Raw genomic sequence first — 26,960 nt, 5'->3', positions numbered from 1 at the left:
CGCCGGCTCCGGCGCCCGCGCTTTCGGCTGCTCCTGCGGAAGAACCGGGCGGGGGGTGGGAAGGACACGGGGCCGGGCTCCCCGGTGGGCGGAGGACCATCGGCGGGGCCCTCGTGACGGGCCCGGGAACGGTCCCCTGGGCAGGCCCTCTCCGGCGGGCGCCCACGGCGCCCCCGCAGGTATCGTCAAGAGCAATGCAAGCCAATGACACCCCCATCGGGGCAGCAGCACCCCCACCGGACGAGACGGCCGATCAGGACGGGAGAGCACGCGTGGCGCGCAGCGTGTACGTGACGGGAATCGACCGGGGGGACGGCCGCCAGGTCGTCGACCTGGGAGTCATGGAACTACTGACGCGCCAGGTGGACCGGGTCGGAGTCTTCCGGCCGCTGGTGCACGACGGTCCCGACCGGCTGTTCGAGCTGCTGCGGGCCCGTTACCGGCTCACCCAGAGCCCCGCGAGCGTCTACGGCCTCGACTATCACGAGGCGGCCGCGGTCCAGGCGGAGAAGGGCACCGACGAACTGGTCTCCCTGCTCGTCGAGCGCTTCCACCAGGTGGCCCGTGACTACGAAGTGGTGCTGGTCCTCGGCACCGACTTCGCCGCCACCCAGCTCCCGGACGAGCTGGCGCTCAACGCCCGCCTGGCCAACGAGTTCGGCGCCTCGGTGATCGCGGTGGTCGGCGGCAAGGGCCAGACCTCCGAGTCCGTACGCGCCGAGACGCGCAACGCCTACCGCGCGTACGCGGGCCTCGGCTGCGACGTCCTCGCGATGATCGTGAACCGGGTGGCACCCGAGGACCGCGAGAAGCTCGCCGAGCGGCTGACGGCCCGGCTGCCGGTCCCCTGTTCGGTCCTGCCGGACGACGCGGCGCTCTCCGCGCCCACCGTCGCCCAGATCACCGCGGCGCTCGGCGGCACCGTGCTGCTCGGCGACGACGCGGGCCTGTCCCGGGACGCCCTGGACTTCGTCTTCGGCGGCGCCATGCTGCCGAACGTGCTGAACGCGCTGACTCCCGGCTGCATGGTGGTCACCCCCGGGGACCGGGCGGACCTGGTGATCGGCGCGCTGGCCGCGCACAGCGCGGGCACGCCGCCCATCGCGGGGCTGCTGCTGACGCTGGACGAACGGCCGGGCGAGGAGATCCTGCGGCTGGCCGCCCGGCTCGCGCCGGGCACCCCGGTCGTCGCCGTGGCCGGCGGGTCCTTCCCCACCGCGGCGGAGCTCTTCACCCTGGAGGGCAAGCTGAACGCGGCGACGCCCCGCAAGGCGGAGACCGCGCTCGGCCTCTTCGAACGCCATGTGGACACCGCCGACCTGCTGGGCCGGATCTCCGTGGCCCGCAGCGGCCGGGTCACGCCGATGATGTTCGAGCACGACCTGCTGGAGCAGGCCCGCGCCAAGCGGCGCCGGGTCGTTCTGCCCGAGGGCACCGAGGAGCGGGTGCTGCGCGCCGCCGACGTGCTGCTGCGGCGCGACGTCTGCGACCTGACGCTCCTCGGCGACGTCGACGTGATCCGCAAGAAGACCGCGGACCTCGGCATCGATCTCGCCGGGACCCAGCTGATCGACCCGCAGACCTCCGAACTGCGTCAGTCCTTCGCCGAGCGGTACGCGCAGCTGCGCGCGCACCGCGGGGTGACGGTGGAGCTCGCGTACGACGTCGTGTCGGACGTGAACTACTTCGGCACGCTGATGGTCCAGGAGGGCCTGGCCGACGGCATGGTCTCCGGGTCGGTGCACTCGACCGCGGCGACGATCCGCCCGGCCTTCGAGATCATCAAGACGAAGCCGGACGCCTCCATCGTCTCGTCCGTCTTCTTCATGTGCCTGGCCGACAAGGTCCTGGTGTACGGCGACTGCGCGGTCAACCCGGACCCGGACGCCGAACAGCTCGCGGACATCGCCGTGCAGTCGGCCGCCACCGCCGCCAGGTTCGGCGTGGACCCCCGCATCGCGATGCTGTCGTACTCGACGGGCACCTCGGGGACGGGTGCGGACGTCGAGAAGGTGCGGGAGGCGACGGAGCGGGTACGCGCGTCACGGCCGGATCTGCGGATCGAGGGACCGATCCAGTACGACGCGGCGGTCGAGCCGTCCGTCGCGGCGACGAAACTGCCCGGTTCGGAGGTGGCGGGGCAGGCGACTGTACTGATCTTCCCGGACCTCAACACCGGCAACAACACCTACAAGGCCGTGCAGCGCTCGGCGGGCGCGGTGGCCGTCGGCCCGGTGCTCCAGGGGCTGCGCAAGCCGGTCAACGACCTGTCCCGCGGCGCGCTCGTCCAGGACATCGTCACCACGGTCGCCATCACCGCGATCCAGGCACAGGGCGAGGAGCTCACCGGATGACCACCCCGATCAGTGAAGAGACGACCACCGCGGCCCCCGCGCGCCCCCATCGCGTCCTCGTACTCAACTCCGGCTCCTCGTCGGTGAAGTACCAGCTCCTCGACATGCGCGACCACTCCCGGCTCGCGGTCGGCCTGATCGAGCGGATCGGCGAGGAGACCTCCCGGCTCACCCACACCCTCCTGGAGGGCGGCGGCGCGGAGCCACGCGAGCGCACCGGCCGGATCGCGGACCACGACGAGGCACTGAAGGCGGCCGCCGAGGAGCTGACGGCCGACGGTCTCGGTCTCGACTCCCCCGAACTGGCGGCGATCGGTCACCGGGTGGTGCACGGCGGGCTGCGGTTCACCGAACCCACCGTGATCACGGACGAGGTGCTGGAGGAGATCGAGCGGCTCGTCCCGGTGGCCCCGCTCCACAACCCGGCGAACATCACCGGGATCCGCACGGCGCGTGCGCTGCGCCCGGACCTGCCGCAGGTCGCGGTCTTCGACACGGCGTTCCACACGACGATGCCGGAGAGCGCGGCGCGGTACGCGATCGACGTCGAGACGGCCGACGCGCACCGCATCCGCCGCTACGGCTTCCACGGCACGTCGCACGCGTACGTCTCGCGGAAGACCGCCGAGCTGCTGGGCCGACCGCCGGAGGACGTCAACGTGATCGTCCTGCACCTGGGCAACGGTGCTTCGGCGTCCGCGGTGGCGGGCGGCCGGTGCGTGGACACCTCGATGGGACTGACCCCCTTGGAAGGGCTGGTCATGGGTACGCGTTCGGGAGACATCGATCCGGCCGTCACCTTCCACCTGAAGCGGGTGGCGGGAATGTCCACGGACGAGATCGATGCCCTGCTGAACAAGAAGAGCGGTCTCGTCGGTCTCTGCGGTGACAACGACATGCGGGAGATCCGCCGCCGGGTCGACGAGGGCGACGAGCGGGCCGCGCTCGCGTTCGACATCTACATCCACCGGCTGAAGAAGTACATCGGCGCCTATTCGGCGGTCCTCGGGCGGGTGGACGCGGTGGTCTTCACGGCGGGCGTCGGGGAGAACTCGGCTCCGGTGCGGGAGGCTGCCATCGCCGGTCTGGCGGAACTCGGGCTGGCGGTGGACGCGGACCTCAACGCCGTGCGCTCCCGCGAACCCCGGCTGATCTCGCCGGATTACGCGCGGGTCGCGGTCGCCGTGGTGCCGACGGACGAGGAGCTGGAGATCGCCGACCAGACGTTCGCGCTCGTCGGACAGGTCGACAACTGAGCACCCCCGCGCCCCTTTGTATCTTCCACCAGACGGAATATTCCGCAGCGAAACAAACCGATAGGATCCGCCTCATGCGCCGTTCCAAAATCGTCTGCACCCTCGGTCCCGCCGTCGACTCCCATGAGCAGCTCGTCGCTCTGATCGAGGCCGGCATGAGCGTGGCCCGTTTCAATTTCAGTCACGGCACCCATGAGGAGCACCAGGGCCGATACGACCGGGTCCGCAAGGCCGCCGCCGAGACCGGCCGCGCGGTCGGTGTGCTCGCCGACCTCCAGGGACCGAAGATCCGGCTGGCGAAGTTCGCCGAGGGCCCCGTCGAGCTGGTCCGCGGGGACGAGTTCACGATCACCTCCGAGGACGTCCCCGGCGACAAGTCGATCTGCGGCACGACCTACAAGGGGCTGCCCGGCGACGTCGCCAAGGGCGACCCGATCCTGATCAACGACGGCAACGTCGAGCTCAAGGTCGTCGCGGTCGAGGGCCCCCGGGTCCGGACCATCGTCATCGAGGGCGGTGTCATCTCCGACCACAAGGGCATCAACCTGCCCGGCGCGGCCGTGAACGTGCCCGCCCTGTCCGAGAAGGACGTCGACGACCTGCGGTTCGCCCTCCGGATGGGCTGCGACCTGGTGGCCCTGTCCTTCGTACGGGACGCCGAGGACGTGAAGGACGTCCACAAGGTGATGGACGAGGAGGGCCGCAGGGTCCCCGTCATCGCCAAGGTGGAGAAGCCGCAGGCCGTCGAGCACATGGAGGGCGTCGTCGCCGCCTTCGACGGTGTGATGGTGGCCCGTGGCGACCTGGCCGTCGAGTACCCGCTCGAAAAGGTCCCGATGGTGCAGAAGCGCCTCATCGAGCTGTGCCGCCGCAACGCCAAGCCGGTGATCGTGGCGACCCAGATGATGGAGTCGATGATCACCAACTCGCGCCCGACGCGCGCCGAGGCGTCCGACGTCGCCAACGCGATCCTGGACGGGGCCGACGCGGTCATGCTGTCCGCCGAGTCCAGCGTGGGCGCGTACCCGATCGAGACGGTCAAGACGATGTCGAAGATCGTCGTCGCCGCCGAGGAGGAGCTCCTCTCCAAGGGCCTCCAGCCGCTGGTCCCGGGCAAGAAGCCCCGTACGCAGGGCGGTTCGGTCGCCCGCGCGGCCTGCGAGATCGCGGACTTCCTGGACGGCAAGGCACTGGTCGCCTTCACCAAGTCCGGTGACACGGCCCGCCGTCTCTCCCGCTATCGCACCGCGCAGCCGATCCTGGCCTTCACCACGGAGGAGGCCACCCGCAACCAGCTCGCCCTGAGCTGGGGCGTCGAGTCCTACGTCGTCCCGCACGTGAACAACACGGACGCGATGGTCGACCTCGTGGACGCGGAGCTGTTGAAGCTGAACCGCTACAACGACGGCGACACGATGGTCATCACGGCCGGCTCGCCCCCCGGCGTCCCCGGCACCACCAACATGGTCCGGGTCCACCACCTGGGCGGCGGCGAGCGCGACTGACGCGCACGAACTGTGGCCCGCACCCCCGGCTCAACGGGGGTGCGGGCCACAGTCGTTGTGCGGCTCCCGAACGGGTCCGTGCCGGCTAGCCGTTGCCGCCGGTGAAGAAGTTCTGCAGGCCGGGCACCGTGAGCGAGCCGCCGAACTGGCCGGCCTGGGTCACCTTCACCTTGGTGAAGAAGGCGAAGGGTACGTTCAGCGGCGGCGGGGTCTCCGGGCTGAAGGTGACCGGGATGAGGCCGAAGAGGTTGCCCTTCAGCTCCTCCGTGTACATCGTCACCTCGCCGTCGCGGATCGTGGACGTGGAGCCCTCGTCCGACGTGACGTGACCGGTCGTGCCGGCCGGGCCGGCCGTCAGCTGGTGGAGGTCCTTGATGTCGATGGAGTTCGCGGTGAACTTCAGCACCTTCTTGATGCTGCCGTCCGCCCGCTTCACCTCGACGATGCCCTTGTAGTCGAGCCCGTTGAGCGTGAGCATCGACGATTCGAGGACCCACGGCTCGTTCGGGAGCAGCGGCAGTCCCTGCTCCAGTTCGGCCGCCGCCAGCGCCTCGGGGTCGGCCGTCGGACACGGGAAGCGCTCCTTGGCGCCGTCCGGGATGTCCTCGTCCTTCACCGGGTCGAGGCCCTTGACGTCCTCGTCGAGCTCCTCGACCTGCTTGCCCGCCTTGTCCGCCGCGTCGCGGATGGCGTCGGTGGTCTTGTCGACCGTGTCCTTCGCCTTGTCGGCAGGCTCGGTCGCCGGCTTGGTCTCCGGCGTGGTCGCCGGGCTCTCCGCCGGCTCGGGCGACTCGGTGGTGGGAGTCGGGGACGGGCTGGCCGTCTCCTTGTCCGGTCCGTCGAAGATGTCCTTGAGCGCGTCGCCGACACCGAGCGGGTCGAGCGGGTTCTTCGTCTCGGTGGGCCCGGGCGTCGCGGTCGGCGTCGCCGCGGGCTTGTCCTGCGCCGTGGTGGCGGGCCCGGTCGAGGTCTCCGAGGGCTTCGGCGTGGCCGGTGCGGTCGCGTCGGGTTCGGCGGCGTCCGGCTTCTCGGCCGTGTCGGTGGCGTCAGCGCTCGGCGTGGCGCTCGGGGACGGTGTCGTGGTCGCCTTCGGCTCCTGCGACTCACTCGGCTCGTCGGAGCGGGTGACACAGGGCCCGGGGGCGAAGGGGATGTCCGAAGCGTCGTCGGCCATCGCGAGCTTGGGGGTGAGCCCCATGCCGACGAAGACCGCCGTGGGCATCGCGGCGAGCGCGAAGGCCTTGCCCGCAGGTATGTGCAGCTTCGTCAGCAGCGACTTCCTCGGGGCCGCGTGGCGCGGCCCTCTTCGCTCGCGGAGGTCCTCGCCGGTGACCGTGTTCATCGGCTGTCCGTCGTCACCCCGCACGGTGCCCCCCGCCGTCGGCCTCGACCGCCGTGTCGTACGCGGTCGGCTGCTGCTGGGGCACGGGCGCCCCGTGGAACACGTCCTCGGAGAGCGCGGCCTGCGGCTGCTCCTGCGGCGCGCCCTTGTGGTACGGGTCCTCGGCCGCCTTCGGCTCGCCCGGCGCCCAGGAGATGGACAGCGCGCCACCCATCATGGAGAACAGGAAGCCGATCAGGAAGCCGCCGATGTTGGCGACGGGTATGGAGATCAGCGCCAGCAGGATCGCCGCGACACCGGCGAACACCCGCACGATGTGGTGGAACCACATCGTCAGGCCCAGCGTGATCAGCAGGATCCCGATGATCAGCGATCCGGCGCCGGCGGTGGTGGACATCGCGATCGTCATGTTGCCGAGGTGCATGTTCGCGTACGGGAAGTAGGCGATGGGTACACCACCAACAATGGTGAACAGGCCCGCCCAGAACGGCCGGTTACCCCGCCAGGTGCGGAATCCCCGCCGGAAGACGGTGAGGTAGTGCTCGTTCTGCCCTGTGGACTCGGGGCTCATGGAAAACAGCTCCCTGGAACCGGTACTGCCGTGAGAAGAGAAGGGGTGGGCGGCCGGAGGCCCTCAGGGAGCGTTCCGGCCACCCGGGCGAGTGCTTAGAAGCACTCCTTGACGCCCTTGTGCAGCTTCAGGCTCAGGTTGCTGAGCCGGAAGGTTCCGGCCGTGGTCGCCCAGGCCGTCTGCTCCACCTTGGTCAGGACAGCCTTGTCCGCACGCTGCGCGAAGCCGTTCGGGTTGGCCTGGGTCTCAGGCTGGATGCCTATGTCCCCGGCCTCGTTCGGGTCGTTGAGGGAACCCGCCGCGACACCGATGTCGATCTTCTCGAAGTACGCGTCGGCATCGAGCTGAGCGATGTCCAGGTACAGGTTGGTCGCCTTGACCGGCTTCTTCGGGTCCGTACCGGCGCTCAGCTCCAGGCTGACGCTGCCGAGACCGAAGGGCAGGTTGGGCGTGACCACCGACTGGCACATGTTGGTGATCGTGGCCTTGCTGAAGCCCGACACCGCCACCGGGTGGGCAGCCTTCTTGCCCTCGAGGTCCGTGCCGACAGCGACGCTGCCGTACTGGACGAAGTCCTCACCGACGAGCTTGTCCGTGCTGACCTTGAAGCTCTGGCCGGACACGGCGAAGGACGCGGCCAGCGCACCCTGTGCGAGACCGACACCCACTGCTGCGGTCGCGACGACGCTCGGCACCATGACGAGAGCGAAACGCTTCCATCTCGTCCCACCGCGGACTTGGGAACTCATAAATTTCCTCCTTCTCGGACGTACATCTCCGGTCGGGCTCGTGCCCGCCCTGGGATGGGAGAAGTGCTACGTCCTCGGGAAGGAGAGCGCCCGGACCGGAGGCGCGTACCGCATCCGAATCACCGGCGATCACCCCCGAGCGACAACCACTGGTCACGCTTCTGCGCAACCGGTTCGGACAGGCCCTGCCGTATGGCAGGAACCCCCCTGTCCGGAATCGGCGTCCACTGCCGCCGATCCACTCGGTGGGGACCCGAAAGGGCCGCCGGCCCCGACTGGCGGCGGGGTGGCGGTATCGGACCGAGCCTGGCCGATCGTGGTGCATTCACGCCCGCGACACAAGGGGTGTCGTTACTCGCTAGTAACGGCCCGATAACCAAGCCGCGACGGGGCGGCATCGACCGGCCACCCTGGGTGGTGTCACACCGATGAGGAAATAGGAAGAATGGGGTCCTTAAGTGGACAGATCCCATGGCACGATTTACTGCGAGTAACGGTCCGTATCTTTGTCAAGATTTGGTAAAGCGGAGGGGTCTCTTATCGCCCCGGACGCGAAAACGGCCGTGGTGCCCGAAGGCTCCACGGCCGTGTTGTCACATCAGAACAAGACGCGCGCCAGGGCCGCGCGCGCGGCGGCGACCCGGGGGTCGTCGGGGCCGATGACCTCGAACAGCTCCAGGAGCCGGAGCCGTGGGGCATCCCGGTCGTCGCCGAAGTTGCGGCGGACGGTTTCCACGAGGCGCCCGAAGGCGTCCTCGACGTGGCCGCCCACGAGGTCCAGGTCGGCGGCGGCGATCTGCGCCTGCGCGTCGTCCGGGTTCTCGGCGGCGTCCTTGCGCACCTGCTGCGGGTCCATCTTCTGGACCCGGCCCAGCAGTTCGGCCTGGGCGAGGCCGAGCTTGGCCTCGACGTTGACCGGGTCGTCGGCGAGCACGTTCTTGTACGCCTGGACGGCGCCGGCGAAGTCGTTGGCGTCCAGCGCCTGTGCCGCCGCCTCCAGCAGTGCGTCGTACGGGCCCGCGGGCACCTCGGCCGGCACCTGTCCCGCCGGGTTCTCGCCCCGCGCCGCGGGGTCGACGACGATCCCGGTGAGGCCGAAGCGCTCCTCGCCGACCTGGATCAGCTGGTCGAGCGTCTCGCGGATCTGGGCCTCGGGGGCCGCGCCCTGGAAGAGCGGAAGAGCCTGCCCGGCGACGACGGCGAAGACCGCCGGAATGCCCTGGATGCCGAACTGCTGCATCAGCATCTGGTTGGCGTCGACGTCGACCTTGGCGAGCACGAAGCGGCCGTTGTACTCGACGGCAAGGCGCTCCAGGAGCGGGCCGAGCTGCTTGCACGGCTCGCACCACTCGGCCCAGAAGTCGATGACGACGGGAACCTCGGAGGAGCGGGTCAGCACATCGCGCTCGAAGCCCGCTTCGTCGACGTCGATCACAAGGGAGCTGGGGGCCGCGGCGGTGGCGCCGCCCTGCCGGGATGCGTCGGCACGGGCCTGCTGGGCCTTGGCCTTGGCCTCACCGGCCGCTTTTACTGCGGCGAGGTCGACGACGCCGCTCATGGACATGTTCCTAGGCTGCATACGTACATCCTCCCCCCTGGACAGGCCGTTCCGGAAAGCGATACGAGAACCGGCTCCGTCCGCCGCCTCCGCCGGTGTGCGTGGCATGCGGACAGACACGGTTCCAGGGCCCCGCGAGGCCCCTGTTCTCGGTGCCGGGTCCCCACCCGGCTCCTGTGGCTGTCGATCGGTCGTCGCGTGAGGCCGGTATGACCATCGTCCTTACGCTACGACCCGTAGCGTAACTGCCCGGACCGCCTCGGGGAAAGCAGGCCCCGGTGATCTCTCTCACGCCCCCCGGGCGCCGCCGACCGTACTTACCGGCGGGTATGGTCGCGGGATGCTGAGCCACGGCCACCCCAAAGCCGCCCGAACCGGGCGCCCGCGCAGTGCCGCGGCGGACGAGGCGATCCTGGAGGCGACCCGTGCGTCCCTCGTCGATCTCGGCTGGTCCAAGCTGACGATGGGTGACGTGGCCCTGCGCGCGGGGGTCGCCAAGACGACGCTCTACCGGCGCTGGGCGGGCAAGAACGAGCTGGTGGTCGACGCCGTCGCGGTCCTCTTCGACGAGCTGGAACTCCCCGACCTGGGCAGCCTGTCGGCGGACGTGCAGGGAGTGGTGCTCCAGTTCGCGGCGCTGCTGGAGCGGCCGGAGACCAAGACCGCGCTGATGGCGGTGGTCGCGGAGTCCACGCGCGACGAGGCGCTGCGGACCCGTATCCGGGATTCGATCGTGGAGCGCCAGAAGCGCCTGGTGCTGCTGGGACGGGAACGGGCCCAGGCGCGCGGCGAACTGCCCCCCGAGCCGGACGCGGCCACGGCGGCGCGGACGGCGGATCTGATCTTCGACGTGATCGCCGGGGCGGTGGTGCACCGGGCACTGGTGAGCGCCGAGCCCGTCGATGCCGACTGGGCCCAGCGCTTCACCGTGCTGCTGCTCGCGGGGCTGGGGGCCGCCGCGTCGGGTCAGAAGCCGGGCGGCTCCGTGTAGGTGCCCCACTCGTCGCGCAGGACGCCGCAGATCTCGCCGAGGGTCGCCTCGGCCCGTACGGCCTCCAGCATCGGCGCGATCATGTTCGAGCCGTCGCGCGCGGCGGCCAGCATCGCGTCCAGGGAGCTGCGGACCCTGGCGTCGTCACGGCCGGCCTTGCGGCTGGCGAGCTCACGCACCTGCTCGCGCTCGACCTCGTGGCTGACCCGGAGGATCTCCAGGTCGCCGGTGACCGAGCCGTGGTGGACGTTGACGCCGACGACCCGCTTGTCGCCCTTCTCCAGCGAACGCTGGTACACGAAGGCGGACTCGGCGATCTCGCCGGTGAACCAGCCGTCCTCGATGCCGCGCAGGATGCCCGAGGTCATCGGCCCGATCGGGTGCTTGCCGTCCGGGTGGGCCCGGGTGCCGCGCTCCCTGATCTGGTCGAAGATCTTCTCGGCCTCGGCCTCGATACGGTCGGTGAGCTGCTCGACGTACCAGGAGCCGCCGAGCGGGTCGGCCACGTTGGCGACGCCGGTCTCCTCCATCAGCACCTGCTGGGTGCGCAGGGCGATCTCGGCGGCCTGCTCGGAGGGGAGCGCGAGCGTCTCGTCGAGGGCGTTGGTGTGCAGCGAGTTGGTGCCGCCGAGGACGGCGGACAGGGCCTCCACCGCGGTCCTGACGACGTTGTTGTACGGCTGCTGCGCGGTGAGCGAGACCCCGGCCGTCTGGGTGTGGAAGCGGAGCCACTGCGCCTTGTCGGTCTTCGCCCCGTAGACCTCCTTCATCCAGCGGGCCCAGATCCGGCGGGCCGCGCGGAACTTGGCGATCTCCTCGAAGAAGTCGAGGTGCGCGTCGAAGAAGAAGGAGAGGCCGGGGGCGAAGGTGTCAACCTCCAGGCCGCGGGACAGGCCGAGTTCCACGTATCCGAAGCCGTCGGCGAGCGTGTACGCCAACTCCTGCGCGGCCGTGGCTCCGGCCTCGCGGATGTGGTAACCGGAGACCGAGAGCGGCTTGTACGCGGGGATGTCGCGGGCGCAGTGCTCCATCAGGTCGCCGATGAGGCGCAGGTGGGGCTCGGGCTGGAAGAGCCACTCCTTCTGTGCGATGTACTCCTTGAAGATGTCGGTCTGGAGCGTGCCGTTGAGCACGGCCGGGTCGACTCCCTGGCGCTCGGCGGCGACCAGGTACATGCAGAAGACCGGGACGGCGGGGCCGCTGATCGTCATCGACGTCGTGACGTCGCCGAGCGGGATGTCCTTGAACAGGACCTCCATGTCGGCGGCGGAGTCGATGGCCACACCGCAGTGCCCGACCTCGCCGAGCGAGCGGGGCTCGTCGGAGTCGCGGCCCATCAGGGTCGGCATGTCGAAGGCGACACTGAGCCCGCCGCCGCCCGCGGCGAGGATCATCTTGTAGCGCTCGTTGGTCTGCTCGGCGTTGCCGAAGCCAGCGAACTGGCGGATGGTCCAGGTCCGGCCGCGGTAGCCGGTCGGGTGGAGCCCTCGGGTGAAGGGGTACTCACCGGGCCAGCCGATCCGCTCGAACCCCTCGTACGTGTCGCCGGGGCGTGGCCCGTACGCGGGCTCCACGGGATCCCCGGAGAGCGTGGTGAAGTCCGCGTCGCGCTTGCGGGCCTTGTCGTAACGGGCCTGCCAGCGGCGGCGGCCTTCCTCAATCGCGTCAGCGTCCATACCCTCGAATTTACTAGGACGTCCTAGTAAATGTCGATGGCAAACCGCCCGGCGCTTCGCACGGGGCGGTTCGGGTGGTGCCGTGAGGTCCGGATCAGGCCTTGACGTACTCGGCGCCGGTCCGGGCGATCAGCGGCTGAACCTCGCGGACGACCTTGCGCTCCACGAAGAACGCGGCCGTCGGGATGGTGCCGGAGACCAGCACCCAGAGCAGCTTGCCCATCGGCCACTTCGCCTTGGACCCGAGGTCGAAGGCGAAGACCAGATAGATGATGTAGAGGACACCGTGGACCTGCGAAACCACGAGCGTGATGCCCTCGCCGGTCTCGAATCCGTATTTGAAGATCATGCAGACGCAGAGGATCAGCAACATGACGGCGGTGACGTAGGCCATCACCCGATAGCGGGTCAGCACGCTGGATTTCATGCCAACGAGCGTAGCCCGACGACCGGGGCGATCTTGCAGCGCCCCGGGCCGTCCTCGTACGCGGCTCTACTTCTCGTCGAAGTCGTTGGCCGCGACCCGCAGCGGGCGCAGCATCGCGAAGATCTCGGCGCACTCCTCCGCGTCGTACACCCCGAGTCCGAAGTCCATGGCCATCAGGTCCCGGGTGGCCGACTCGACGACCTCTCGGCCCTTGTCCGTGATGGAGGCGAGGGTTCCGCGGCCGTCGTTGGGGTTGGGGCGCTTGTCCACCAGACCGGACCTGACCAGCCGGTCCACGGTGTTCGTCACCGATGTGGGGTGCACCATGAGGCGCTCACCGATCTTGGACATCGTCAGCTCACCGGCCTGGGAGAAGGTGAGCAGCACCAGCGCCTCGTACCGCGCGAAGGTCAGCCCGTACGGCTTGACGACCGCGTCGACCTCGGCCAGCAGGATCTGCTGCGCCCGCATGATCGAGGTGATCGCGCCCATCGAGGGCACGGGCCCCCAGCGTCGCTGCCAGAGTTCATCGGCGCGGGCGATCGGATCGAAGGGAAGGCTGAGCGGCTTCGGCACGGCACGACCTTACCCACTGGTCACATGCCGGTCAGCCCCGTCTCGCACTTCGGTATCGGACTTCTGTTCGGGAGCCGTTCGAGGGGCGGTTCTGCGCACCTCGACGATCAGCAGGAGTGTGCAAGCGGTACCGAGCACTCCGGATCCGGCGACGACCTGATGGACCGGGAAGAACTCCGCCGCGAGCCCGGCCAGCGCCATCCCGATGCCCTGGACCGTCATCAGACCGGCCGTGAGCAGGGTCATGGCCCGCCCCCGGAGCTCCTGCGGTACGGCGTCGACGAACCACTGGTCGAGGCCGATGACGTACGCCGCTCCCATGCCGGCCAGCACGAGCGAGAGGACGGTCAGGGCCATGCCGGGGCGCACCGCGTACAGCACCAGGGGTACGAGCCCGAAGGCCGCGACCGGCAGCACGATCCGTGAGCGGCTACGGGGGCTCAGCACGGAACCCGCGTACAGCTCGGCCCCGATGTGACCGACCGCCATGGCGCACATCATCAGCCCGAGTGCGGCCGGACCGACGCCGATCGCGTCCGCGTACGGGGCGGCCAGCGCCTCGGGGGCGACCACGAACAGGGCGGGCACCCAGAAGAGCAGCATCAGGGCACGGATTCTGCGGTCGGCCAGGACCGTCCGCGCGCCGGAGAGCGAGTCCTTCAACAGGGCGCCACCGCCCTCGCCGCCCGTACGGGCAGGCCGGTCGCGGGTCCCGAAGCGCAGGAGAAGGGCCGAACAGAGGAAGGTGGCCACGGTGATGGTGATCGCTCCGCGCGGCGTCAGCGCGGCGAGCAGGACCCCGCCCACACCGAAGCCGATCAGCAGCGCGCTCTGCGAGACGATCCGGAGCAGCGAGCGGCCCAGTACGTAGAGGTCTCCCTCACCGAGGATGTCGGTGAGGGCTGCCATCCGGGTCCCGGTGAAGACCGGTGACACGGCGGCGACCAGGCAGCGCAGGACGAGAAGCCCCGCCACGGGTGTGCCCGGCAGGACCATGACGGCGACGCAGCCCGCGCAGATCAGGTCGCAGGTGACGAGGACCCGGCGGGCCGGGTAGCGGTCGGCGACCCCGGCGAAGAGCGTGCCGCCGACGAGATACGGGAGGAAGCCGAGCGCGAAGGTGAGGGCGCTGAGCAGGGGCGAGCCGGTGAGGTCGTAGACGAGGAAGGTCAGCGCCAGCTCGCTGACCACCACACCGAGCAGGGACAGCAGGTGCGCGGCGAACACGGCGCGGAACTCCCGGACCGCGAACACCGCCGCATAGCCCCGGGAGCCGGCGGTCTCCGCTTCGGCCGGCGGCCGCGGGGGCTCCCGGAGCGCTTCCGCGAGGCCCGGGTCGGGGTGGGCGGCGCGCTCCGGGAGCGGGGCCGGGGGCGGCACATCGGAGGCGGGCTGGTCGCGGGGGCTGCCCGCCGGGGTGTTGGTGTCGCTCGGCATGGACGCAGCTTGCGGGGCCGGGCCCGCGCCTCCGTAGACTTTCGGCTGAGGCCGAATGTCCGGGGGTAGCGCGTGCCGTTCCATCTGCATTTCGAAGAGAGCGATCTGCTCCGCTGCCGGTTCGCGCTCTCCCCGCTCTGGGAGACCCAGGGGGCCGTGCGGACCCTCGCCCGTCCCGAGCTGCACGGCTACCACCTGCCCTGGCTGCGCCGCATCCGGGAGGGCGCCGCCACGCTGGACCTGGCGCCGCTCTGGCTGCTGATGCCGAACCACGGGCACAACCCGGACTTCTTCTCGCCGCCGCCCCCAGGACCGGTCACCACCTTCGACGAGGAGATCGCCCACGTGCGGGCGGTCGACCCCGCCGTGGCCCGCGAGGACATGCGGCTGGCCCTCGCGGACCGGCCGGGCGGTCTGGAGTCCGCCGCGGGCCGACGGCTGCTGGCCGACCCCGCGCGGGCCGTCCAGGAACTGGCGGACCTGCTGGAACAGGCCTGGCACGTCCTGGTCGAGCCGCACTGGCCCCGGCTGCGCGCCCTGCTGGAGGCGGACATCGCCTACCACTCGCGCCGCCTCGCCGACGCCGGCTTCGAGCGGCTGCTCGGGGACGTGAGTCCGCAGCTGCGCTGGACGGACTCCACGCTCACGGTGGTCGGGACCAGCGGAAACCACACCCGCGCCCTGGGCGGGCAGGGGCTCGTCCTGATGCCGAGCGTCTTCGTCTGGCCCGAGGTGGTCGGGGGGTACGAGGAGCCCTGGCAGCCCGCGGTCATCTACCCCGCCCGGGGCATCGGCGGCCTGTGGACCGAGGCGGGCGAACGCACCCCCGACACCCTCGCCCGGCTGCTCGGCCGGGCCCGCGCGGACGTCCTGTGCGCACTCGGCGAACCGGCCGGGACGAGTGCGCTGGCGCACCGGCTCTCCCTCGCGCCCTCCTCCGTGTCGGAACATCTGTCGGTGCTGCGCGCGGCGGGGCTGCTGACCTCCCGGCGGTACGGGCACCAGGTGCTGTACGAGCGCACGCCGCTCGGGATCGCGCTGGCGGTGTCGGACCACCACGGAGGCTGACCGCCGTGTCGCGACCGCTCCCGTTCGTGTACGACGGACTCGGCGCCGTCCGTGGATCAAGCGGCCCGGCGGCTCGGGCGCCCCTCAGCCGACCTTGACCCACTTCGCCTCGGACGGCGTTCCGTCCATGCCGGTGACGAAGAGCATGTACCAGCCGGGCGGCACCAGCGTGCTGTCGTCCGGCAGTTCCACCGTCACCGCGCCCTCGCCCCTCGTCAGAGCGAGCTCGACCGAACGCTGCTCGACGTCGGTGTTGTGCGTGACGGCACTCGGCCGCATCAGCCGGGCGGTCGCGATCTTCGCGGGGTCGCGGACCTCGAAGGTGGCGCTGCCGCCCCGCACGACGCCCTGGGGACCGGCGCCGATCACCGGCCGCTCGCCCTTCCCGTACAGCGAGGGCGGGGTGTAGACCTCCATGCGCTGCTCGAACTTGCCCAGCTTGGTGTTGTCCTTGTCGCCGTAGAGCGAGTCGGAGCCGAACGTCGCCACCCGCCCGTCGGGCAGCAGCAGCGCCTCCGAGTGGTAGTTGCGGCCGACCGTCGGTGCGGCCGCCTCCTTGAAGGCGTTGGTCTTCGGGTCGTAGAACTGCGCCTTGAGGATGTTGCTCGCGCCGCGCCCCCGGTAGTCCGACGATCCGCCGCTGGTGAAGACCGTGTCGTCGGGCATGATCACGCTGTTCAGATAGCGGGTGCCCCGCGGGAGGTCCGGCCCCGCCTCGAAGACCGGGCTGTCCGCCTTCAGGTCGATGATCGCGGTGCGCGCGGTCGACTTCCTGGACTCGCCCACCCCGCCGCCGCCGAGGATCATCACCTTCTGGTCCTGGGCCGGCGGCAGCATCAGGGAGGCGGCGGTCTCGGTCGCGTCGGTGCCGGTCAGTCCGCCGACCTCGGTGAAGGTGTTCGTCCTCAGGTCCCACACGCCCGGGGCCCGGCCCTTGTCCGCGGGCCCGTAACCGGCGTTCGCGCCCGGGTAGAAGAGCTTGCCGCCCTTGGTCAGGAAGAGCGCGGGGTAGGTCGGGAAGTAGTGGAAGGGGCCCTTGGACCACTTCTTCGTCCTCGGGTCGTAGATCTCGTTGTCACCGGGCAGGATCGCGCCCACGTCGTCGAGGCCGGACACGGCGAGCACCCTGCCGTCCGCCAGGCCGACGAGCGTCGGGTACCAGCGGGCCTCCTTCATCGGGTCGACGGGTATGTACTTCTCGGCCCTCGGGTCGAATTCGTACGCCGCCCTGATCCCCTGGAAGTCCTGCTTGTCCATGGTGATCTTCTCGGCGAGACCGTACGCGTTGTCGGCGGCCTTGCCCGTGAGGCCCTCGATCTCGTACTGGGCGGCCTCGGTGGTCACCGCCTGCGGTCCCTCCTTCAGCGACTCCACGAAGACCCGCGCCTCCGAGGCGGTCACCTTGGTCTTCCACGGCTTCATCTGGCCGCTCTCGAAGTAGTCGACCTCGAACGCGCGCGTGGCCTTCGGCACCGTCACATCGAACTGCGAGACGTACTCCGTGCCGGACGGCGAGCGGAAGACGGTGCCCCTTCTCAAGGGTGAGGGGCTTGTCGGGGTCCTCGTTCTTCACCCGCATTCCGCCGCCGGCCCGCTCCACCTTGTCGTCGAGGACCTCGTAGCGCGCGGTGCCGCCCGCGATCAGCAGCCGGCCGTCCGGGAGCGCCGCGTGGCCGCCGCAGAAGAAGTCCTCGGGAGTGTCGATCTTCTTGAAGGCGTTCGCCTCGGGGTCCCACAGGATCGTGTCGAACGTGCCCTCGTCGAAGTTGTCCTCGTCGTTGCCGGAGCCCGCGATGATCAGCACCTTGCCGGTGTGCAGCAGAGCGGCGTGGATGGCGTTCGTGCGGTATTCGTCAGGGATGTCCACCCGGTCCCAGGAGCCGTACCGGGCCTTGTACGCGGGCTGGTCGATCTTGTACGCGTGGTACCGGTGCTCGGCGAAGGACAGTGCGGCCGGAGCGTTGAGCCCGGCCAGCACCACGATGGCGCCGCCGCCCAGGAGCGTCTTCTTCATCCGTTTCGTGGGCGTGTACGCCATGGCTCAGTTCCCTCCTCCGGTGGTGGTGGGTGCCGCGGTGGCCGACGGCTGGGGAGACGTCGCCGCCGTGGTCGTGGTGGTGAAGGCGGAATCGGGCGCGTCCACCGGTACGGACACGGCGCTGCGGGCCCGGCCGCGGCGGTCCTGCCAGGTCGTCCACGCCCACACCACGACCGGTGACAGGGCGATGACGAGGGCCAGCACGGCCCAGGTCCGCATCGCCGCGTGGGTGTGGCCCAGCTGGACGGAGGCGATGAGCGAGCTCGTCAGCACGGCCGCCCAGAACAGGTGGACGCGGAACGTGAGGAGCCGGTCGGGGCTGGCCTCGCCGCCCTTGGGAGTGACGACGAACCGCCCGTCGGTGCGCAGCACGGCGGAGCCGAGCGACTTCAGATAGATCGGCGCGGAGAGCGCGGACATCGCCATGCCCGCGAGGCCGCCGGACCCCTCGGGTTCGTGCGGAGAGACGTTGTGGCGCCGGTTCCAGAGGTAGAGCCCGATCTGGAGCGCGGCCGCGTCGCTGTAGAGCATCAGCCAGACGGAGGCGGCGACCTGGGTGCCGGAGGCCCCGAGCCAGAGGAAGAGCACACAGCTCAGCACGCCGAGGAGCCAGTTCACCGCGGTCATCGGGTAGTAGACGAGCATCAGCGTGTAGCTGAGGAGCCGGCCGGGCGGGACCCTGAACAGCGCCTTCCCGTACTGCCGGAACAGCGTCTCGTACGTCCCCCGCGACCAGCGGAGCTGCTGGGTGAAGAAGTCGGTCCAGGAGGCCGGTCCCTCGCCGACGGCCAGCACGTCCGGGGTGTAGACCGAGCGCCAGAACCTTCCGGTCAGGGGGTTGCGGTGGCGGTGGATCTCGAAGCCGGTCGCCATGTCCTCGGTGATCGAGTCGTACAGGCCGCCGACCTGACGCAGCGCCGCGATGCGTACGACGTTGTTGGTGCCGACGAACATCGGGGCGCCGTAGCGGTTGCCCGCGCGCTGGATCAGCGCGTGGAAGAGGAACTGCTGCGACTCGGCGGCCTTGGTGACGGCGGACTCGTAGTTCCCGTAGACCTGCGGTCCGACGACGAAGGCGACGTCCGGGTCCCGGAAGTAACCGGTCATCCGCTCGAGGAAGTCGGGCAGGGGGACGTGGTCGGTGTCGACGGAGGCGAAGAAGTCGTAGCCGTTTCCGTGCATGGCGAGCCAGGCGTTGTAGTTGCCGTGCTTCGTCCGCGCCCGGTGGACGCCCTTCTCACGGTTCCACTCCGGCACGCCTTTCCGGGTGAAGTGGTGCACGCCCAGTTCCGCGCAGAGCATCCTGGCCGCCGGGTCGTCGCCCTCGTCGAGCAGCCAGATGTCCAGGGGCCCGTCGTGGTGCATCCGCACGGCGCCCTGGAGTGTGGCCCGCACCATCGAGAGGGGTTCCTTGCCCGGTACGTAGGTGGTGAGGAACGCGACCCGGGTGCCGGGTTCGGGCGTGACCGGGACCGGGTCCCGGGCGACGAGCGTGGCGTGCGCCACCGAGACGACGTTGACCAGCATGAACAGCTCGATCAGACCGATCGACGCGAGCATCACCGCATCGGCGTGGATCAGCCAGCGTTCACCGCCCTCGCGCTCGGTCCAGTGCGTGGGCCAGACGAGGTACAGGAGCAGCAGACCGGTGAGCACGGGGGCCAGCGTCATCAGGAGGACGGCCCTTATTCGGTGCTTCTCCGTCGACAGCAGGCTCCGGTACCGCACCCGGTATCCATCCCCGTCCGGTTCCGTGAGCGGACCCGCGAGCCGGCTGTGGGTGTCGTAGTCGTAGCCCTCCGACCGCACCGTGCCTCCAAATGTCGAACGGTTTGGTAGCCCCAAGAGAAAGGGACTCCCCGCGACGTGTCGACCCGGCTGGTCCGAGTGAGCGGTTTTCGAACCGGAACGCGTCAGGCCCCCGGCCGTGTGACGGCGGGGGCCTGACGGGTGAACGCGGAGCTGTGCGGAGCGGGCGGGGTGTCAGTCGGCGAGGTGCCGTTCCACGGTCTCGACCTTGGACGTCAGGCCGTCGGTCACGCCCGGACGGATATCGGCCTTCAGTACCAGGGAAACGCGTCCGGCGCGCGCCTCGACGGCGCCGACGGCCCGCTTGACGACGTCCATGACCTCGTCCCACTCACCTTCGATGGAGGTGAACATGGCGTCGGTGCGGTTGGGCAGCCCGGACTCACGGACCACACGCACCGCGTCGGCGACGTACTCGCCGACGTCCTCGCCGACCCCGAGCGGGGAGACCGAGAAGGCGACGATCACGCGACCACACCTTCGCGGCGGGCCCGGCCGGCGATGACGCCGTCGGACTCGTAGCGCTTGATGAGCTTGTCGCCGTACAGCCCGCCAAAGGGCAGCAGCGCGAGCAGGAAGAACAGCGCGACGCGCTTCAGCGGCCACTTGGCCTTGACCCACACGTCCAGCAGCAGCACGGCGTAGATGACGAAGAGCACGCCGTGCAGGATGCCGAGCGGCTTCATCAGGAAGTCGATGTCGGAGACGCGGCTGAGGACCGACCCGAAGATGATCAGGGCCGGAAAGGAGAGCGCCTCGGGAATCGAGATGAGGCGCAGCCGGTGCAGGGCGGTAGCGGTCTTGATGTCCACGGGGGCACCTTCGGTGGGAGGACGGTGACAGCTTGTGAACGCAGGCACAAGCGCCCCCCATTGTGGCATCGGCCGCTTCGGGCACCGGCGGCGGGGGACGCCTTCGGGCCTGTCGGCGATGGAGGACACACCGGAGGGCCCTGTCCGCCCCGCGTCACTGCGGCTACCGTCTAACCGTGGCAATGTTCCGGCTCCAAGGCGGCAAGACGCTCGCCGTCGACCTCACGGGCGACGGCGTCAAGGCGAAGAACGGCTCGATGGTCGCGTACGACGGCCGGATGGCGTTCAAGAAGATGTCCGGCGGCGGTGAGGGCATCCGCGGCATGGTGACCCGCCGCCTGACCGGCGAGCAGATGACCATGATGGAGGTGACGGGCCAGGGCACCTGTTACTTCGCGGACCGGGCGAGCGAGATAAACCTGGTCACCCTGCGGGGCGACAAGCTCTACGTCGAGGCGAGCAATCTGCTGGCGACCGACAGCGGGCTGCGCACCGGCACCACCTTCACGGGCCTGCGCGGCGGCGCGAGCGGCAACGGTCTGTTCACCACGACCGTCGAGGGCACCGGCCAGGCGGCGATCATGTCGGACGGCACGGCGGTGGTGCTGCGGGTCACCACCCAGTACCCGCTGAGCGTCGACCCGGGCGCCTACATCGCCCATCAGGGCAACCTCCAGCAGCACTTCCAGTCCGGGGTGAACTTCCGCACGCTGATGGGCGAGGGCTCCGGCGAGTCCTTCCAGATCCGCTTCGAGGGCGAGGGCCTGGTCTACGTACAGCCCAGCGAGCGCAACACCCTCGGAGGCGATGTCTGATGCCGTTCCGTGAGATCAACTCGAAGATGGTCGAGGCCACGGTGGTGCCCGGCCAGAAGATGTACAGCCAGCGGGGCGCGATGCTCGCCTACCGCGGCGACGTCTCGTTCACCCCGAACATGCAGGGCGGCCAGGGCGGGCTGGCCTCGATGATCGGCCGGCGGGTGGCCAACGAGGCGACCCCGCTGATGACGGTCGAGGGCAGCGGCACGGTGATGTTCGGCCACGGCGGCCACCACATCCAGGTGATCGCCCTGGCCGGTGACACCCTCTACGTGGAGGCGGACCGGCTGCTCGCGTTCGACGGGACGCTCCAGCAGAGCACGATGTTCATGGGCTCGCAGGGCGGGGTCATGGGCATGGTGCGCGGCCAGGTGACCGGGCAGGGCCTGTTCACCACGAGTCTCAAGGGCCACGGCTCCGTCGCGGTGATGGCGCACGGCGGAGTGATCGAGCTGCCGATCACGCCTGGCCGCGACGTGCATGTGGACCCGCAGGCGTACGTCGCGCACCACGGCGACGTACGCAACAAGCTCTCCACCGCGCTCGGCTGGCGCGACATGGTGGGGCGCGGCTCGGGGGAGGCGTTCCAGCTGGAGCTCAGCGGCAGTGGTGCGGTGTACGTCCAGGCGTCGGAGGAGAAACTGTGAGCACGCCCGTGATCCACGACCCGATGACCCTGCCGTCGGACGACAACGTCAACGCGTACACCTTCTGCGTGGAGCTCAAGGGGAGCCAGTGGTTCCTGCAGAAGGGCAAGATGATCGCCTACTACGGGCGCATCGAGTTCAACGGCATCGGACACGGCCGCTTCGAGCGCCTGATCCGTACGAGCTTCCACTCGCCGCTGCACGCGAGCGACTGGGTGGTGGCCGAGGGCAGCGGCAAGATGCTGCTCGCGGACCGGGCCTTCGACGTGAACTCGTTCGACCTGGAGAACGGGAACCTGACGATCCGCTCCGGCAACCTGCTGGCCTACCAGCCGACGCTGGCGCTGAAGCAGTCGATCGTGCCGGGCTTCGTGACGCTGATCGGTACGGGCAAGTTCGTGGCCGCGTCCAACGGCCCCGTGGTCTTCATGGAGCCGCCCCTGCGGGTGGACCCGCAGGCGCTGGTGGGCTGGGCGGACTGCCCCTCCCCCTGCCACCACTACGACCACGGCTACATGTCGGGCGTGATGGGCGGGCTGCGGTCACTGACGGGGATCGGCGGGGCGTCGGGCGAGGAGCACCAGTTCGAGTTCGTGGGGGCGGGGACGGTGCTGCTCCAGTCGACCGAGGTGCTCATGGCCGAGCAGCCGTCGGGCGCTGTGCCGCATCAGGACGGGGTGCCCGGTGGCGGGCAGCACTCCCCCGGCGCGGGTGCGGGTCAACCTGGCTCCGCGCCCCGTCTGCCCGGCCAGCTGGGGGACCTCCAGCGTCGCTTCGGCTTGTGAACGGTAGGCTGCGGAGTGTGACGTCGAACGTCTGCGCCCAGCCTTCGGTCCTTGCCTTGCGGGCCACGGGGACCCCTGTGTCCGCGCGGGTGCCGGGCGTCACACCCTCTCACTTCGTCCGGCTTTCAACTTCTTAGGTAGAATCCATACATGGAGACCGAGACGGCCACTCGCTGGCTGAGCGATGCCGAGCAGTGCGCATGGCGCACCCACCTGGACGTCAGCAGGCTGCTGATGCACCAGCTGGAGAAGGACCTCCAGCCGTTCGGCCTGACCAACAACGACTACGAGATCCTGGTCAATCTGTCGGAATCGGACGACCAGCGCATGCGGATGAGTGACCTCGCCGCGTCGACGCTGCAGTCCAAGAGCCGGCTCTCGCACCAGATCACCCGTATGGAGAGCGCGGGCCTGGTCCGCCGCGAGAACTGCGAGTCCGACCGGCGCGGCCTGTACGCGGTGCTCACGGAGCTGGGCGCGGAGACCATGCAGAAGGTCGCACCGCACCATGTCGCGTCGGTGCGCAAGCACTTCATGGACCTGCTGTCCCCGGAGGCGCTGGCCGAGCTGCACACCGCGCTGGCCCCGATCGCGGACCACCTGCGCGGGCGGCGCGGCAAGCCGTAGGGCGCGCCCCCGGCGGTCTCGGGCGGCGTGACCTTCAGGCGGACCGTGGCAGCCGGAGGCGGAACAGCGCGCCGCCCTCCGGCGCCCGGCCCACCGTCAGCGTGCCGCCGTGCCGGGCCGCCACGTCCCTCGCGATGGCGAGGCCCAGGCCCGCCCCGCCGTCGTCCCGGCTGCGGGCGTCGTCCAGCCGTACGAACCGTTCGAAGATCCGCTCCCGCTCGGCCTCCGGCACGCCCGCCCCGTCGTCGGTGACGTCGACGAGCACCGCGTCCCGCTCCGCGGTCACCGTGACGGCGACCGAACTCTCCGTATGCCGCTCGGCGTTGTTCAGCAGGTTGCCGATCACCCGGGCCAACTGCCCGCGCGAACCGCTCACTTCGCACGAGCCGGATTCCGGCACGGACACCGTGACCGCTATCCGGTCACCCGCGCGCTGCGACACCTCCTCGCGCACCAGGGCGCCCAGATCGACCGCCGCGCGCCCCGGCCGCTCCCCCGCGTCCAGGCGGGCCAGCAGCAGCAGATCCGCGGCCAGGTCCTGAAGCCGTACGGTGTCGGCGACCGCGCCCGGCACGTCCAGCAGTTCCGGATGCGCGGCGCCCACCTCCAACTGCGTGCGCAGCGAGGCGATCGGGCTGCGCAGCTCGTGCGAGGCGTCCGCGACGAAGCGCCGCTGCCGGTCCACCGACGCTTCCAGCACGGTCAGCGTCTCGTTGGTGGTACGGGCCAGCCTGGCGATCTCGTCGCGCGAGCCGGGCTCCGGCACCCGGCGGCCCAGATCCTCGGACGCGGTGATCGCGGCCAGCTCCCGCCGGATGCCCTCGACGGGACGCAGCGCGCGACGGGTCACCAGCCACGTCACCGCGGCGACGACCAGCAGCAGGACGGGCAGTCCCGTCAGCATGGAGCCCCGCACGGTGCTCACGGCCTCCTGCTCGGCCGCGAGCGGGGCGCCCGCGTGGACCGTCAGGGTCAGTCCGGTGGACGTCGTCAGCTCGACGGCCGCGAACCGGTAGTCGGCCGTCTCGCCGTCGACCGTGGCCGTGCCGTTGGTGAAGTCCGGTTCGTCGGACGAGACCTCGCGGCGGGCCGGGTCGTTGCTGTCGTCGTCCCCGCCGTCATCGTCATCGTCGCCCCCGGACGCCGACGCCGTCGGGGCCGGGGCGACCCGCTCGGTCGTGGTCCCGGAGATCGCCTCCAGGTCCTTGGAGACGGCCACCAGCCGCCCCTCCTCATCGGTCACCTGGACCGGGTGGGCGTCCTCGTCCCCCACGTCGAGCTCGTCGTAGGGCCTGTCGAGGGCGAGCTGCCCGGCCACCTCGCGGGCGGCCACCTCGGCCTCCAGGCCCGCGCGGTCGGTCAGGTTGGCGCGCAGGACGAGGAGCACGGCGAGCCCGGCGCCGACCAGCGCGACGGCGACGACCAGCGTGGCGCCCAGCGCGGCCCTGGCCCGTACGGACCTCACAGGGCCTCCAGCCGGTAGCCGGCGCCGCGTACCGTACGGATGGCCGCCGCGCCGAGCTTGCGGCGCAGGGCGCTGATGTACACCTCGACGATGTTCGGGTCACCGTCGTAGGCGAAGTCCCACACGTGCTCCAGGATGTCCGCCTTGCTCACCACCGCCCCGGCCCGCAGCGCGAGCTGCTCCAGCACGGCGAACTCCTTGGCCGTCAGGGCGATCTCGTCCTCGTCCCGGTGCACCCGCCGGGCGGCGGTGTCCACGCGCAGGGAGCCGACGGCCAGGACGGGCGAGGGGGAGCCGCTGCCGCGCCGCCGGAGCAGTGCCCTGATCCGGGCGACCAGCACGACGTAGCTGAAGGGTTTGGTCAGATAGTCGTCGGCGCCCGTGTCGAGCCCCTCCGCCTCGTCGTACTCCCCGTCCTTGGCCGTCAGCATCAGGATCGGCACCTCGTGGCCCGCGGCGCGCAGGGCGGCGCAGACCCGGTAGCCGTTCATACCGGGCAGCATGATGTCGAGGACGACGAGGTCGTACGTCCCCTCCCCCGCCCGGTGCAGCCCTTCGAGGCCGTCGTGCACGACATCCACGGCGAAGCCTTCGGCGGTGAGTCCCCCGGCCAGGGACATCGCAAGCCGCTTCTCGTCCTCCACGATCAACAGGCGCATACGCACAGAGTCGCAAACCGAAGCTGAAGACGCCTTCAGGTGGCTTCAGGCTGCGTTCAGCATCGCCCCGGCAGTGTGGCTCACGTCGAACCGGACAGCACTCGGGGAGGAACCCTCATGAAGCGCAACATCGCCATCGCGGCAGTCACCGCGGCCGTGCTCGTCGGCGGCGGAGCCGTCACCACCGCCGCCTTCGCGGACGACGACGACCGCGGCGGTACGAGCACGGGCACGAGGTCCGCCGGCAGTGTGAGCGGCGAGGAGGGCACGGGGAGCAAGGGGACCACCGGCACGGTGATCACCGTCGACGAGGCCACCGCCGCCGCGCTCAGGGCCGTGCCCGGGACGGTCACCGAGGCCGAGCTGGACGACGAGGACGACGAGGACCGGCTCGTCTGGGAGCTCGATGTGTACGGCTCCGACAAGGCCTGGCACGACGTGACCGTGGACGCGCTCAAGGCGAAGGTGCTCGCCGACCGCGAGGACGACAACGGCGACCGTGACCGCCACGCTCCCCGGGCCGCCGCGGTCTCCCTGGACGCCGCGGTCGACGCCGCGCTCGCGGAGCGGCCGGGCACGGTGACGTCCATCGATCTGGACGACGACGATGACGACGATCGCCGCGGCGGCGCGCTCCGCTGGGACGTCGACATCAAGGGCAAGGACGGCAGGGGGTACGAGCTGGCCGTCGACGCCGGGAACGGCGAGGTCACGGTGGACCGGGACGACGACCACGACGACTGATCCGCCCCACGGTTCCGGACCGGCCCGCACGCCGCCCCGGAACCGTTCCGCGGATCACTCCTGGCCGGTGAGCCCCACGACCAGCTCGTCGGCCGCCGCGTACGGGTCGAGCCGGCCCGCCACGATGCGTTCGGCGAGCGCGTCCAGGCGGCGGTCGCCGTGCAGATCGGCGATCCGCTCCCGCAGAGCGGTGACCGCGATCGTCTCGACCTCGTGGGCCGCACGCGCGGTGCGCCGCGCGGTCAGCACCCCGTGCTCCTCCATCCACGCCCGGTGCTTCTCCAGCGCCTCGACGACCTCGTCGATGCCCTCGCCCCGGGCGGCGACCGTCTTCACGATCGGCGGGCGCCAGTCGCCGGGCCCCCGGGTCTCCCCGAGGCCCAGCATGTGGTTGAGCTCGCGGGCGGTGGCGTCGGCGCCGTCCCGGTCGGCCTTGTTGACGACGTACACATCGCCGATCTCCAGGATTCCGGCCTTCGCCGCCTGGATGCCGTCGCCCATGCCGGGCGCCAGCAGGACGACGGAGGTGTCGGCCTGGGAGGCGATCTCCACCTCCGACTGGCCGACGCCCACCGTCTCCACCAGGATCACGTCGCAGCCCGCCGCGTCCAGCACCCTGATCGCCTGCGGGGCCGACCAGGCGAGACCGCCGAGATGGCCTCGGGTGGCCATCGAACGGATGTAGACGCCCGGGTCGGACGCGTGGTCCGACATCCGGATCCGGTCGCCGAGGAGCGCACCCCCGGAGAACGGCGAGGACGGGTCGACGGCAAGGACGCCGACCCGCTTCCCCGCCCGCCGGTACGCGGAGACGAGCGCCGACGTCGAGGTCGACTTACCGACACCCGGTGAGCCGGTGAGCCCGACGACGTACGCGTTCCCGGCCAGCGGTGCCAGCGCCGCCATCACCTCGCGCAGTTGCGGCGAAGCCCCCTCCACCAGGGAGATCAGCCGGGCCACGGCCCGCGGCCTGCCCTCCCGCGCCTGCTCGACCAGGGTGGGGACGTCCACCATCACCGCTCCGTTCACTCGTAGGGCTGTCTCTG

At 70.4% G+C, this 26,960-nt stretch carries 24 protein-coding genes and 1 pseudogene; 10 read left to right on the top strand and 15 right to left on the bottom strand.

Going from position 1 to position 26,960, the window contains the following annotated elements; all coding sequences use genetic code 11:
- The first annotated feature begins 272 nt into the window (after positions 1 to 272).
- The 3 genes from pta (at position 273) to pyk (ending at position 5,115) form a co-directional block, all read left to right on the top strand.
- Positions 273 to 2,354: a phosphate acetyltransferase gene (pta, locus tag AC07FA_RS15545; RefSeq protein WP_479075860.1), complete on the top strand. Its 2,082-nt coding sequence runs from the start codon at positions 273 to 275 to the stop codon at positions 2,352 to 2,354.
- The gene (locus AC07FA_RS15540; protein ID WP_479075859.1) at positions 2,351 to 3,610 is read left to right on the top strand and encodes an acetate kinase; all 1,260 of its coding nucleotides are present in this window, start codon (positions 2,351 to 2,353) and stop codon (positions 3,608 to 3,610) included. The genes pta and AC07FA_RS15540 overlap by 4 nt, the downstream gene beginning before the upstream one ends.
- Before the next feature lie 74 nt (positions 3,611 to 3,684).
- Positions 3,685 to 5,115: a pyruvate kinase gene (pyk, locus tag AC07FA_RS15535; RefSeq protein ID WP_479075857.1), complete on the top strand. Its 1,431-nt coding sequence runs from the start codon at positions 3,685 to 3,687 to the stop codon at positions 5,113 to 5,115.
- Positions 5,116 to 5,200: 85 nt separating this feature from the next.
- Here the strand turns inward: pyk and AC07FA_RS15530 are convergent, their stop codons facing one another.
- From AC07FA_RS15530 to AC07FA_RS15515, 4 genes are all read right to left on the bottom strand, one after another.
- Positions 5,201 to 6,481 carry a hypothetical protein gene (locus AC07FA_RS15530; protein ID WP_479075855.1) on the bottom strand — a complete coding sequence of 427 codons (1,281 nt, stop codon included), beginning with the start codon at positions 6,479 to 6,481 and terminating at the stop codon, positions 5,201 to 5,203.
- A complete protein-coding gene (locus AC07FA_RS15525; RefSeq protein WP_479075854.1) occupies positions 6,471 to 7,028 on the bottom strand; it encodes a DUF6114 domain-containing protein in 558 nt (185 codons plus the stop codon). Before AC07FA_RS15525 ends, AC07FA_RS15530 begins: the two co-directional genes overlap by 11 nt.
- A 95-nt stretch (positions 7,029 to 7,123) precedes the next feature.
- Complete coding sequence (locus AC07FA_RS15520) at positions 7,124 to 7,777, bottom strand: DUF6230 family protein (protein ID WP_479075853.1); 654 nt, start codon at positions 7,775 to 7,777, stop codon at positions 7,124 to 7,126.
- Positions 7,778 to 8,375: 598 nt separating this feature from the next.
- Entirely contained in the window at positions 8,376 to 9,335 is a 960-nt protein-coding gene (locus tag AC07FA_RS15515; RefSeq protein ID WP_479075852.1) for a tetratricopeptide repeat protein, read from the bottom strand.
- A 340-nt stretch (positions 9,336 to 9,675) separates the two neighbouring features.
- Here AC07FA_RS15515 and AC07FA_RS15510 point away from each other — a divergent pair, with 340 nt between their 5' ends.
- Positions 9,676 to 10,326 (top strand): TetR/AcrR family transcriptional regulator, encoded by a 651-nt coding sequence (locus AC07FA_RS15510; RefSeq protein ID WP_479075850.1) that lies wholly within the window; start codon positions 9,676 to 9,678, stop codon positions 10,324 to 10,326.
- Here the strand turns inward: AC07FA_RS15510 and AC07FA_RS15505 are convergent.
- From AC07FA_RS15505 to AC07FA_RS15490, 4 genes are all read right to left on the bottom strand, one after another.
- Complete coding sequence (locus tag AC07FA_RS15505) at positions 10,302 to 12,002, bottom strand: acyl-CoA mutase large subunit family protein (protein ID WP_479075849.1); 1,701 nt, start codon at positions 12,000 to 12,002, stop codon at positions 10,302 to 10,304. The genes AC07FA_RS15510 and AC07FA_RS15505 overlap by 25 nt on opposite strands.
- Before the next feature lie 94 nt (positions 12,003 to 12,096).
- Positions 12,097 to 12,429 (bottom strand): DUF3817 domain-containing protein, encoded by a 333-nt coding sequence (locus tag AC07FA_RS15500; RefSeq protein ID WP_479075847.1) that lies wholly within the window; start codon positions 12,427 to 12,429, stop codon positions 12,097 to 12,099.
- Positions 12,430 to 12,495: 66 nt separating this feature from the next.
- Entirely contained in the window at positions 12,496 to 13,005 is a 510-nt protein-coding gene (locus AC07FA_RS15495) for a MarR family winged helix-turn-helix transcriptional regulator (protein ID WP_479075846.1), read from the bottom strand.
- A 9-nt stretch (positions 13,006 to 13,014) separates the two neighbouring features.
- Positions 13,015 to 14,442: an MFS transporter gene (locus AC07FA_RS15490; protein ID WP_479075845.1), complete on the bottom strand. Its 1,428-nt coding sequence runs from the start codon at positions 14,440 to 14,442 to the stop codon at positions 13,015 to 13,017.
- Positions 14,443 to 14,514: 72 nt separating this feature from the next.
- On the opposite strand from AC07FA_RS15490, the gene AC07FA_RS15485 reads away from it, so the two are divergent.
- On the top strand, positions 14,515 to 15,510 hold the full coding sequence (locus tag AC07FA_RS15485) for an ArsR/SmtB family transcription factor (RefSeq protein WP_479075844.1): 996 nt from the start codon (positions 14,515 to 14,517) through the stop codon (positions 15,508 to 15,510).
- An 84-nt stretch (positions 15,511 to 15,594) separates the two neighbouring features.
- On the opposite strand, the pseudogene glxA reads toward AC07FA_RS15485, so the two are convergent.
- The 4 genes and pseudogenes from glxA to AC07FA_RS15465 all read right to left on the bottom strand — a co-directional run bounded on the left by glxA (position 15,595) and on the right by AC07FA_RS15465 (position 20,169).
- Positions 15,595 to 17,548 (bottom strand): annotated as a pseudogene (gene glxA, locus AC07FA_RS15480) (radical copper oxidase GlxA).
- Positions 17,549 to 17,551: 3 nt separating this feature from the next.
- The gene (locus AC07FA_RS15475; protein ID WP_479075843.1) at positions 17,552 to 19,357 is read right to left on the bottom strand and encodes a glycosyltransferase family 2 protein; all 1,806 of its coding nucleotides are present in this window, start codon (positions 19,355 to 19,357) and stop codon (positions 17,552 to 17,554) included.
- 174 nt (positions 19,358 to 19,531) lie between these two features.
- On the bottom strand, positions 19,532 to 19,825 hold the full coding sequence (locus tag AC07FA_RS15470; protein ID WP_479075841.1) for an MTH1187 family thiamine-binding protein: 294 nt from the start codon (positions 19,823 to 19,825) through the stop codon (positions 19,532 to 19,534).
- Positions 19,822 to 20,169 (bottom strand): DUF3817 domain-containing protein, encoded by a 348-nt coding sequence (locus AC07FA_RS15465; protein WP_479075840.1) that lies wholly within the window; start codon positions 20,167 to 20,169, stop codon positions 19,822 to 19,824. Before AC07FA_RS15465 ends, AC07FA_RS15470 begins: the two co-directional genes overlap by 4 nt.
- Before the next feature lie 182 nt (positions 20,170 to 20,351).
- On the opposite strand from AC07FA_RS15465, the gene AC07FA_RS15460 reads away from it, so the two are divergent.
- The 4 genes from AC07FA_RS15460 (at position 20,352) to AC07FA_RS15445 (ending at position 23,046) form a co-directional block, all read left to right on the top strand.
- The gene (locus AC07FA_RS15460) at positions 20,352 to 20,984 is read left to right on the top strand and encodes an AIM24 family protein (protein ID WP_479075950.1); all 633 of its coding nucleotides are present in this window, start codon (positions 20,352 to 20,354) and stop codon (positions 20,982 to 20,984) included.
- Positions 20,984 to 21,634, top strand: coding sequence for an AIM24 family protein (locus AC07FA_RS15455; RefSeq protein WP_479075838.1), 651 nt, complete (start codon positions 20,984 to 20,986; stop codon positions 21,632 to 21,634). The genes AC07FA_RS15460 and AC07FA_RS15455 overlap by 1 nt, the downstream gene beginning before the upstream one ends.
- Positions 21,631 to 22,419 (top strand): AIM24 family protein, encoded by a 789-nt coding sequence (locus tag AC07FA_RS15450; RefSeq protein WP_479075837.1) that lies wholly within the window; start codon positions 21,631 to 21,633, stop codon positions 22,417 to 22,419. The genes AC07FA_RS15455 and AC07FA_RS15450 overlap by 4 nt, the downstream gene beginning before the upstream one ends.
- 150 nt (positions 22,420 to 22,569) lie before the next feature.
- The gene (locus AC07FA_RS15445) at positions 22,570 to 23,046 is read left to right on the top strand and encodes a MarR family winged helix-turn-helix transcriptional regulator (protein ID WP_479075835.1); all 477 of its coding nucleotides are present in this window, start codon (positions 22,570 to 22,572) and stop codon (positions 23,044 to 23,046) included.
- 34 nt (positions 23,047 to 23,080) lie between these two features.
- Here AC07FA_RS15445 and AC07FA_RS15440 read toward each other — a convergent pair whose 3' ends face one another.
- Positions 23,081 to 24,511 carry a sensor histidine kinase gene (locus AC07FA_RS15440; protein ID WP_479075834.1) on the bottom strand — a complete coding sequence of 477 codons (1,431 nt, stop codon included), beginning with the start codon at positions 24,509 to 24,511 and terminating at the stop codon, positions 23,081 to 23,083.
- Positions 24,508 to 25,170: a response regulator transcription factor gene (locus AC07FA_RS15435; protein ID WP_479075832.1), complete on the bottom strand. Its 663-nt coding sequence runs from the start codon at positions 25,168 to 25,170 to the stop codon at positions 24,508 to 24,510. Before AC07FA_RS15435 ends, AC07FA_RS15440 begins: the two co-directional genes overlap by 4 nt.
- Positions 25,171 to 25,287: 117 nt before the next feature.
- Between AC07FA_RS15435 and AC07FA_RS15430 the strand changes: the two genes are divergently transcribed.
- Entirely contained in the window at positions 25,288 to 25,914 is a 627-nt protein-coding gene (locus AC07FA_RS15430) for a PepSY domain-containing protein (protein WP_479075831.1), read from the top strand.
- 54 nt (positions 25,915 to 25,968) lie between these two features.
- On the opposite strand, the gene meaB is transcribed toward AC07FA_RS15430, so the two are convergent.
- Positions 25,969 to 26,928, bottom strand: coding sequence for a methylmalonyl Co-A mutase-associated GTPase MeaB (meaB, locus tag AC07FA_RS15425; protein WP_479075829.1), 960 nt, complete (start codon positions 26,926 to 26,928; stop codon positions 25,969 to 25,971).
- Positions 26,929 to 26,960 lie beyond the last annotated feature (32 nt).

The sequence above is a fragment of the Streptomyces sp. NPDC045968 genome (assembly GCF_056430475.1).
This window is presented reverse-complemented; position numbering and strand designations above follow the sequence as displayed.